Below are 8,534 nucleotides of genomic sequence, written 5' to 3'. Positions count from 1 at the left end.
GCGTCCGCCCGCGCCGCCCCGTCGCCTGCCGCCCGCCCCGCCAATCGCCGTCGTCCGCCCCTTCCAGCGCAGCGGCGGCCGCTCCTGCTGCTGGCCCATCGGCGAGCCGGGCACGCCCGACTTCCGCTTCTGCACCGCCGAAGCCATCCCGGGTAAGCCCTACTGCCCCGAGCACGCCGCCGTCGCCTATGTGAAGGCGCGGGATCGTCGGGAAGACGCCGCCTAAAGGGAGAGCAGGGGCAGGCCCGGGGAATGAATCCCCTCAAGGCGCAGTGCGCCGCGCCCGTTCTTTTACCGGGGTGACTGCCATATCCACGTGGGGACGGTGCCCGGCCCCAACAATGCGCAGCGCGACCTGTCAGGTCGCGCTGTTTTTGTATCATGGCGTCCCGCCGTGATGCCCCGGCGACGGTGCCGTTTGTGCGCTGGTGATCAGGCGGCCGATGAACAGAAAGAGGATGGGCGCAACCCTGCAGGTTCGCAGGGAACATTCATTGCCCCAGCCTTCCTGACCCTTTCGTCCTCCTGACCCGGCCTTTTCTTCACGCCGCCCGAACCGCGCGGATGAAGGTGCCGACCTCGACGCCGAGCTGGCCGGCCTGCTTGGCGACCTGGCCGGCGGCTTCCAGCACGTCCTGGGCGGACTGGCCGGTCACGCTGGCGGCCTGGCTGACGCCGGTGATGTTCTGCGTCACCTCCCGCGTCGAGACCGCCGTCTTCTGCACCGAGCGGGCGATTTCCTGGGTCGCCTGGCCTTGCTCGTCCACGGCGGTCGCGATGCTGCCGGCGATGTTGCTGATCTCGCCGATGGTGCCGCCGATGCCCTGGATGGCGCCCACCGCCTCCTGCGTCGCGGTCTGGATCTGAGCGATCTGGGCGCTGATCTCCTCCGTCGCCTTGGCCGTCTGGCTGGCGAGGTTCTTCACCTCGGAGGCCACCACTGCGAAGCCCTTGCCGGCCTCGCCGGCGCGGGCCGCCTCGATGGTGGCGTTCAGCGCGAGAAGGTTGGTCTGGCCGGCGATGTTGTTGATCAGCCCGATGACGTCGCCGATGCGCTGGGCGCCGCTGGCCAGCGCCCGCACGGTGGCGTCGGTGCGCTGCATCTCGGCGGTGGCGCGGGCGGTGATGGTGGCCGACTGCGCCACCTGCCGGTTGATCTCGGCGATCGAGGCGGTCAGCTCCTCCACCGCGGCGGCGACGGTCTGCACGCCGCCGCTGGTCTCCTCGGCGGCATTGGCCACGGCGCTGGCCTGGCGGTCGGCCTGGCCGGCGGTGTCGCTCATTGAGCGGGCGGTGGCCTCGAGCTCGGCGGCGGCGGAGGAGAGGTGGTTGGACAGCCCGCTGGCCGCTTCCTCGAAATGCTTCACCAGCCCGTCCATGCGCTGGCTGCGCTCCTGCCGGCGCTGCTGGGCCGCGGCCTGCTCGGCGCCCAGCCGCTCGGCCTCGGCCATGCTGTCGCGGAAGACGGCGACCGCCGTGGCCATGCCGCCGATCTCGTCCTGGCGGCCGTTGCCGGGAATCGGGCTGGTCATGTCGCGCTGCGCCAGGCGGCGCATCCGCTCGGCGATCTGGTTGACCGGGCGGGCCAGGTCGAAGGTCAGCCACAGCGCCGCGGCCAGCGCCACCAGCAGCGTCACCGCCGCCAGCAGCCCGCTCAGCCACATCGAGCGGGAGAAGGTGTCCTCGGCATTGGCCTGGCTGCGCTGGGCGCCGTCGCGATTGGCCTGCTTGGCGGCCTCCAGCGCTTCCCAGGCCTGGTTGAAGATGGCGGCGGCCGGCGCGCTGAAGGCGATGATGGCGGCCGACTGGTCCTGCAGGCTCTGCGCGAAGGCGCGGTCCTGCGCCGCCAGATAGGTCTGCCACTGCTGGGTGAAGGTGGCATAGGCGGTGCGCTCGGCCGGCTCGGAGATCAGTGCGGCATAGGCCTGCATGGCCTGCTTCAGCGCGGCGCTGCGGGTCTCCAGCCGCGCCAGGGCCTCGGCGCGGGCGGCGGGGCTTTCGGCGGTGACCACCTGGAAGGCGACCAGCCGCACCCGGGTCGCGGTACCGCGCAGGTCGCCCAGCGCGTCGACCGCCGGCATCCAGTTGGTGGCCAGGTCCATGGTCGCGTGGTTGACCGAGCGCAGCGCCATGACGCTGATGCCGCCCATCGTCATCACCATCACCACCAGGGCGCCGAAGGCCAGGCTCAGCTTGCTGCGGATGCTGAGATTGCTGAGGAAGGACATGGGGATCGCCGGGCTCCTGCGGGCGCCACCGACGCGCCCTGCCCGGGTCTAGCCTGTCCTCCCTTAACGCCCGGATTATACCGCCTCAGAAACCCGGCTCAGCGCCCGAGCAGCACCAGCACCACGCCGGCGACGACGATGACCGAGCCCGCCACCTCGCTGCGCTTCAGGCTTTCCTTCAGGTAGAAGCGGCTGAACAGCAGCGTGAAGATAATCTCGGTCTGGCCCAGGGCGCGCACCATGGCGACGGGGGCGAGGGCGAAGCCGCTGAACCAGCAGGCCGAGCCGCAGGCCGAGAGGGCGCCGACGGGGGCGCTGCTGCGCCAGGTGGCGAAGACGGCGCGCAGCTGCTCGGGCTCGCGCCAGGCCAGCCAGCTGCCCTGCATCAGCGTCTGCAGGATGTTGGTGAAGACCAGGGTGACCAGGGCGCGCAGCACCGGGTCGGGGTGCGACAGCTCCAGATTGGCCGATTTCACCAGGATCGAGGTCAGCGCGAAGAAGCCGCCCGCCCCCAGCCCGCACAGCGCCGCCGGCTGCAGGGTGGCGCGCAGCAGCTCGGCCGGGGTCAGCTTCTTGCCGGCCAGCGACAGGTAGAGGACGCCGCAGACACCCACCGCGATGCCGATCCAGGCGAGCGAAGACAGCTGCTCGTTCAGCAGGATCAGGGCCAGGATGGCGCCCTGCACGGCCTCGGTCTTGGCATAGGCGGTGCCGACGGCGAAGCCGCGCGCGCCGAAGGCCATGATCAGCAGGTTGGTGCCCAGGATCTGCATCAGCCCGCCGGCCGCGGCGAAGGCCAGGAAGCCCCAGCTGGGCGGCGGCGGCACCAGGCCGAAGATCGCGGCATAGAGGCCGAGCAGCAGCATCCCCACCGGCACGCCGTAGAGATAGCGCACCACGCCGGCGGCATTGACCGAAAGCTGGCCGCGCAGCTTCTGCTGCAGGGCGGTGCGCCAGGTCTGCAGCAGGGCGGCGGCGAGGGTGGTGGCAATCCAGAGCGGCATGGGCGGTCCCGTCAGGACGCGGGGAGACCGCGCCGTCGAGGCCGCAGCTTAAGCGAAGGTTGCCGGATTGCACCCCTGGCAGCCGCGCGGTCTGCGCATTTTTGTTATGCAGAAGGCGGGATGCGCGACATTTAATTGCCGACGCTTCCCTCGCCGGTCAGGCCGCCTGGCCGGCGGTTTCCCCGGGCGCCTCCCCGGCCGCCGGCATCGGCCGGGCCGGGCCGAAGACGCCGTTGAAGGTCTCCACCACCACGCCGCGGAACCAGCGCTCGGCCGGGTCGCGATCCTGCGCCTCGGTCCAGGCCATGGCATTGGGCATCGGCGCCGGGGCCACCGGCGGCTGGTCCACCGCCAGCCTGGCGCGGATCGCCAGCCGCTCGCCGACGAAATCGGGCACCGTCGCCACCAGATCGGTCCCCGGCAGCACCGCCGAGAGCAGGGCGAAGGAGCTGACCCCCACCACCACCCGCCGCTGCAGCCCCTGCTGGTGCAGCAGCGCGTCGACCAGCCCGCTGAGATCGCCGCGCGGCGAGATCAGCGCATGGCTGCGCGCGCAGAAATCCTCCAGCGTCTCCACCGGCGGCGAGGCCGGGTCGCGCAGCAGCACCCAGTCGGCATGGCGCAGCACCCTGAGCCGCGCATTGGCCGGCAGGTCCTGGCCGAGGAAGCCCAGCGCCAGACCGATCTCGCCCTGCGCCAGCATGGCCGGCAGGGTGCGGTGGTCGCCGGTGCGCATCGACAGGTCGCAGCGCGGCGCCTCCTGCCGCAGCCGCGCCAGCAGCGGCGGCAGCAGGGCGAAGGCCACCGCGTCGGTGGCGCCCAGCTGGAAGCTGTGCGCGTCGCGGCCGGGCTCGAAGGGGGTGGCGGCCGAGACCTCGGCATCGAGCTGGCGCAGCCGCGGGGCGATGGCGGCGTAGAGGGCCTCGGCCCGCGGCGTCAGGCGCAGCTCGCTGCCCTGGCGCACCAGCAGCGGGTCGTCGAACTGAGCGCGCAGCCGCTTCAGCCCGCCCGAGGCGGCGGGCTGCGACAGGAACAGCCGCTCGCCGGCCCGGGTGACATGGCGTTCCTCGGCCAGCGCGACGAAAAGCCGCAGCAGGTTGAGATCCGCCACGTGGTGGTGATGCGGGGCCTGGTTCATGGGCAGGTGGTTTCGCGGAAAGGGGGGCAGGGCAGGGGCATTGCATCCTCCGATACCCGCTATTGGCCCGAAAGCTCTTGCGGATTCCTGCGCAAATTGGGTCTGGCTGGAGCGAAACAGAAGGGGGCCTCCGCTTTTCTGCCTGAAGCGTGACCGCCTCAATGGCCGCCGGGGGGTGGCGAGCGACGCCCGCCCGCCCGATATGCGTCGGAAAATCCAGGAGAACCGCCGATGCGCCGACTTTTCCCGATGCTGATCCCCGCGCTGCTGGCGCCCGCCCTGCTGGCCGCGCCCGCCTTTGCCCAGGCCCAGGCCCAGGCCCAGGCCCAGGCCCCGGCGCCGGCCCCCGAGGCCTCCGCCGCCGCGCCGGACCGCGCCCTGCGTGCCGACCACCGCGCCCGCCGCACCGTGCTGGCGCTGAGCGAGACCGCCGAAGTGTGCCGCGCCCCGGACGAGGTGCATGCCGTGCTCCGCGCCGAGGCCCGGGCCGGCAATGCCGCCGCCGCCCAGGCCGCGCTGAATGCCGCCATGGAGAAGGCGCTGGCCGCGGCCAGGGCGGTCAGCGGCATCACCGCCACCACCGGCGCCTATTGGACCAGCCGCAACGAGGAGAGCCGCCAATGGGTCGCGACCCAGGGCCTGCGGCTGCGGGGATCCGAGGCCGCGCCGCTGCTGGAGCTGGCCGGCAGCCTGCAGGAGCAGCGCCTGGCCATGGGCGAGCTCGGCTGGTCGCTGTCCCGCCCGCAGGAGCAGGCGGCGCGGCAGGAAGCCGAGCGCATGGCCATCGCCGCGCTGCGCGCCCGCGCCGAGGCGGTGGCCGGCCAGCTCGGCCTGAAGGTCGCCGCCATCCGCCGGCTGCAGCTCGGCGAGGTGGAGCGGCCGCAGCCGAGGATGATGGCGCTGGCCATGGCGCGGAGCCCGGCGGCGCCGGCTCCGGTCTCGGCTCCCGAGGATGTGATCGTGCAGGCCACGGTGTCGGCGGAGATCGTCCTCAGCCCCTGAGGCAGCCCATCAGAGACGATGGGGCGGCAAAATCGCCACGCGGGTGGCTGCCCGGATCGGGACAGCGGTGTCATGCTCAGGCTGACACCGCCATCCACGGGGTAAATGTCCGCCACCCTCGCCGGCATCGGCCTGCAGCTCCTGGCCATCGCGCTCTTCGTGGCGATGGACACCACCGTGAAGGCGATGACGGCGGACTTCGCCGTCGCGCAGCTGATGTTCTGCCGCTTCGTGGTGCATGTGGCCTTCGTGGCGCTGCTGCTGCGGATCCTCAGCGGCCCGCTGCCCTGGCGGTCGAAGGCGCCGGTGCAGCAGATCCTGCGCAGCCTGTGCCTGGCCGGCGCCAACTATATGTTTTCCCACGCTTTGGTGCATGTGCCGCTGGCCGACGCGACGGCGGTGAACTTCGCCTCGCCGCTGCTGACGGTGGCGCTGGCGGCGCTCTGGCTGGGCGAGAGCGTCGGCTGGCGCCGCTGGCTGGGCATCGGCATCGGGCTGGTCGGCGTGCTGGTGGCGCTGCGGCCGCCCTTCCTGACCGGCGGGCCGCTGCCGCATGCGGCGATCCTGCTGCCGCTGGGCACCGCCGCCATCTACGCCGTCTACCAGATCATGACCCGGCGGCTGGCGGCCATCGACGACCCGCGCACCACCATCCTGCACACCGGGGTCGCGGCGGCGGTGGTCACCGCCCTGGCGCAGCCCTTCGTCTGGACCTGGCCGGCCAGCGGCTGGGGCTGGGCGGGGCTGGCGGTGCTGGGCGCGCTGGGCGGGGTCGGCCATGCGCTGCTGGTGATGGCCTTCGCCCGGGCGCCTGCCAGCCTGCTGGCGCCGCTCAGCTACACCCAGCTGGTCTGGGCGGTGCTGGCCTCGATGCTGGTTTTCAACGACTGGCCGGACGGCTGGACCCTGGCCGGGGCGGCGATCATCGCGGCAGGCGGCGTGCTGGTGGTCATGCCGGCGCGGCCCGCGCCAAGGCCCTGATTCGCGGCGCCGCCGATCAACCGTCAGCGAGCCGCAGCGTTGCAGCACTGTAACCCCTGGGGCCCGCGTTTACGCGGCGGCTTGCGCCGGAAGCGTCAAGCGGGTAGCGGAATGCGGGCGCGAGGACAGGGAATGGCCACGACATTCGGAACACCGCGGCAGCCGCCGGCGGAACAGGCGCTGCGGGATCACCCGCGCGCGGCGCTCGATGCCAATTCGGTGCGGGACGCCTATCGCCGCTGGGCGGGGGTTTATGACGCGGTCTTCGGGGGGGTCTCCTCCTATGGCCGCCGGCGCGCGGTGGCGGCGGTCAACCGCCTGCCGGGCACGCGCGTGCTGGAGGTCGGCGTCGGCACCGGCCTGGCCCTGCCGCGCTACCGCGGCGACAAGCGCGTGGTCGGCATCGACCTGTCGCGCGAGATGCTGCTGAAGGCGGAGGAGCGGGTGCGCGAGGAGCGGCTCGGCCATGTCGAGGGGCTGCTCGAGATGGATGCCGAGCAGATGGCCTTCCGCGACGGCGCCTTCGACATCGCGGTGGCCATGTTCACCGCCTCGGTGGTGCCCGACGCCAAGAAGCTGATGGCCGAGATGCAGCGCGTGGTCCGCCCCGGCGGCCATCTGCTGTTCGTCAACCATTTCGCCGCCGAGGCCGGGCCGCGCTGGTGGGTCGAGCGCACCATGGCGCCGCTGTCGCGCGTGCTGGGCTGGCATCCCGACTTCGCCTTCTCCGACCTGTTCGACCGCGAGAAGGTGCAGGTCGAGGAGATCCAGCCCTGCCCGCCGGCCGGGCTCTTCACCCTGGTGCATCTGCGCAACGCCGCGCCGGGTGAGATGGCGGTCGCCGTCGCAGCCTGATTCTTTTTTTTCTTCATCGAGGATCGGGGAGGGGGCGTCCGTCGGGACGCCCCCTCTTTCCGTTGCGCCGGGCGGCGCCGTTTTGCCACCGTCGCTGCGCGAATCGAAAGATCCGCGGCAGAGATTGTTGCGCCGATCATTCCGCCCGGCAGCCGGGGGCCGATCGCCGCCGGCCCTGCTGGTGCTGGGAAAAGCGCCCTTCCAGGGGCTTGTCCATCCGCGGACGGACCGATCCTGGCCCCTTCATTGCCCTGGCATCCCTTGTGCGGGGCGGCAGGGCGCGATTATGGTCGCCCAAACGCCTCTCCTCCGCTCCCCAGCGGGGGAGGGTGGCTGGGCCGTGCGGTGCGGCCTGGCTCGGGACAGCGCAGACATGCGCGCCTGCGCCCCGGTTGGGTGCAAGGGATAACGGGCGGACGGGATAGGGAATGCGGCGGTCGATCGTTTCGCGCTTCGCAGGTTTGGCGGCCACTCTCGGGGTGGCGGCGGCCTCCTTGCTGCCCGGGGCCGCGGCCCTGGCCCAGTCTCCAGCGGCTTCTGCGGCGACCCCCGGGGGTGAGGCGCCGATGATCGGCCAGCCGCATAACTGGGCGATGTCGCTGCAGCAGGCGGCGGGGCCGGTCAAGGAGAGCATCCACGACTTCAACCAGCTGGTCCTCTGGATCATCGTGATCATCACGATCTTCGTCGGCCTGCTGATGATCTACGCCATGTGGCGCTTCCGCGCCGAGGCGAACCCGGTGCCCAGCCGCACCAGCCACCACACGGTGCTGGAGATCGCCTGGACGGTCGTGCCGGTGCTGATCCTGATCGGCATCGCGGTGCCGTCCTTCCGGCTGATCTACTACCAGGACCGGGCGCGCGACGCCGAGCTGACGGTCAACGTGACCGGCCGGCAGTGGTACTGGCACTACGCCTATCCGGACCAGGGCAACTTCGCCTTCGACAGCTATCCGATCCAGGAAGCCGATCTGAAGCCGGAGCTCGGCCACCTGCGCAATCTCTCGGTGGACGAGCCGATGATGATCCCGGTGGGCAAGGACATCCGCATCATCACCACCGGCCAGGACGTGATCCACAGCTTCTTCGTGCCGAGCCTCGGCGTGCAGAAGTACACCATCCCGGGCCGCACCATGGAGACCTGGCTGCGCGCCGACCGGGTGGGCACCTTCTACGGCCAGTGCAACCAGATCTGCGGCACCAACCACTGGTTCATGCCGATCGTGGTGAAGGCCGTGCCGCAGGCCGAGTTCGACGCCTGGGTGGCGAGCGCCAAGCAGCGCTTCGCCCAGGGCTCCGGCGCCCCCGCCCAGGGCTCCGGCGCCC

General features: G+C 71.7%; 8 protein-coding genes. 5 read left to right on the top strand and 3 right to left on the bottom strand.

Translation table 11 applies throughout. From position 1 onward, the window contains the following. Positions 1-226: GcrA family cell cycle regulator (locus tag BKE38_RS26075; RefSeq protein WP_278247650.1), on the top strand; the 226-nt coding region annotated here is incomplete at its 5' end. Between the two features lie 316 nt (positions 227-542). Here BKE38_RS26075 and BKE38_RS26070 read toward each other — a convergent pair. The 3 genes from BKE38_RS26070 to BKE38_RS26060 all read right to left on the bottom strand — a co-directional run bounded on the left by BKE38_RS26070 (position 543) and on the right by BKE38_RS26060 (position 4,370). After that, positions 543-2,228 (bottom strand): methyl-accepting chemotaxis protein, encoded by a 1,686-nt coding sequence (locus BKE38_RS26070; protein WP_076960122.1) that lies wholly within the window; start codon positions 2,226-2,228, stop codon positions 543-545. A 98-nt stretch (positions 2,229-2,326) separates the two neighbouring features. Then, complete coding sequence (locus tag BKE38_RS26065; protein ID WP_076960121.1) at positions 2,327-3,232, bottom strand: EamA family transporter; 906 nt, start codon at positions 3,230-3,232, stop codon at positions 2,327-2,329. Positions 3,233-3,389: 157 nt separating this feature from the next. After that, on the bottom strand, positions 3,390-4,370 hold the full coding sequence (locus BKE38_RS26060) for a LysR family transcriptional regulator (protein WP_076960120.1): 981 nt from the start codon (positions 4,368-4,370) through the stop codon (positions 3,390-3,392). A 231-nt stretch (positions 4,371-4,601) separates the two neighbouring features. Between BKE38_RS26060 and BKE38_RS26055 the strand changes: the two genes are divergently transcribed. The 4 genes from BKE38_RS26055 to coxB all read left to right on the top strand — a co-directional run. Continuing rightward, positions 4,602-5,372, top strand: a complete 771-nt coding sequence (locus tag BKE38_RS26055) for an SIMPL domain-containing protein (protein WP_083747882.1) — start codon at positions 4,602-4,604, stop codon at positions 5,370-5,372. A gap of 105 nt (positions 5,373-5,477) precedes the next feature. Beyond that, positions 5,478-6,353 carry a DMT family transporter gene (locus BKE38_RS26050; protein ID WP_076960118.1) on the top strand — a complete coding sequence of 292 codons (876 nt, stop codon included), beginning with the start codon at positions 5,478-5,480 and terminating at the stop codon, positions 6,351-6,353. Between the two features lie 132 nt (positions 6,354-6,485). After that, positions 6,486-7,208, top strand: a complete 723-nt coding sequence (locus tag BKE38_RS26045; RefSeq protein WP_076960117.1) for a class I SAM-dependent methyltransferase — start codon at positions 6,486-6,488, stop codon at positions 7,206-7,208. A gap of 566 nt (positions 7,209-7,774) precedes the next feature. Next, positions 7,775-8,534, top strand: a 760-nt coding sequence (gene coxB, locus BKE38_RS26040) for a cytochrome c oxidase subunit II (protein ID WP_367596342.1), incomplete at its 3' end; no start/stop codon positions are given.

It is taken from the genome of Teichococcus deserti (assembly GCF_001982615.1).
Taxonomy (GTDB): Bacteria; Pseudomonadota; Alphaproteobacteria; order Acetobacterales; family Acetobacteraceae; genus Pseudoroseomonas; species Pseudoroseomonas deserti.
This window is presented reverse-complemented; position numbering and strand designations above follow the sequence as displayed.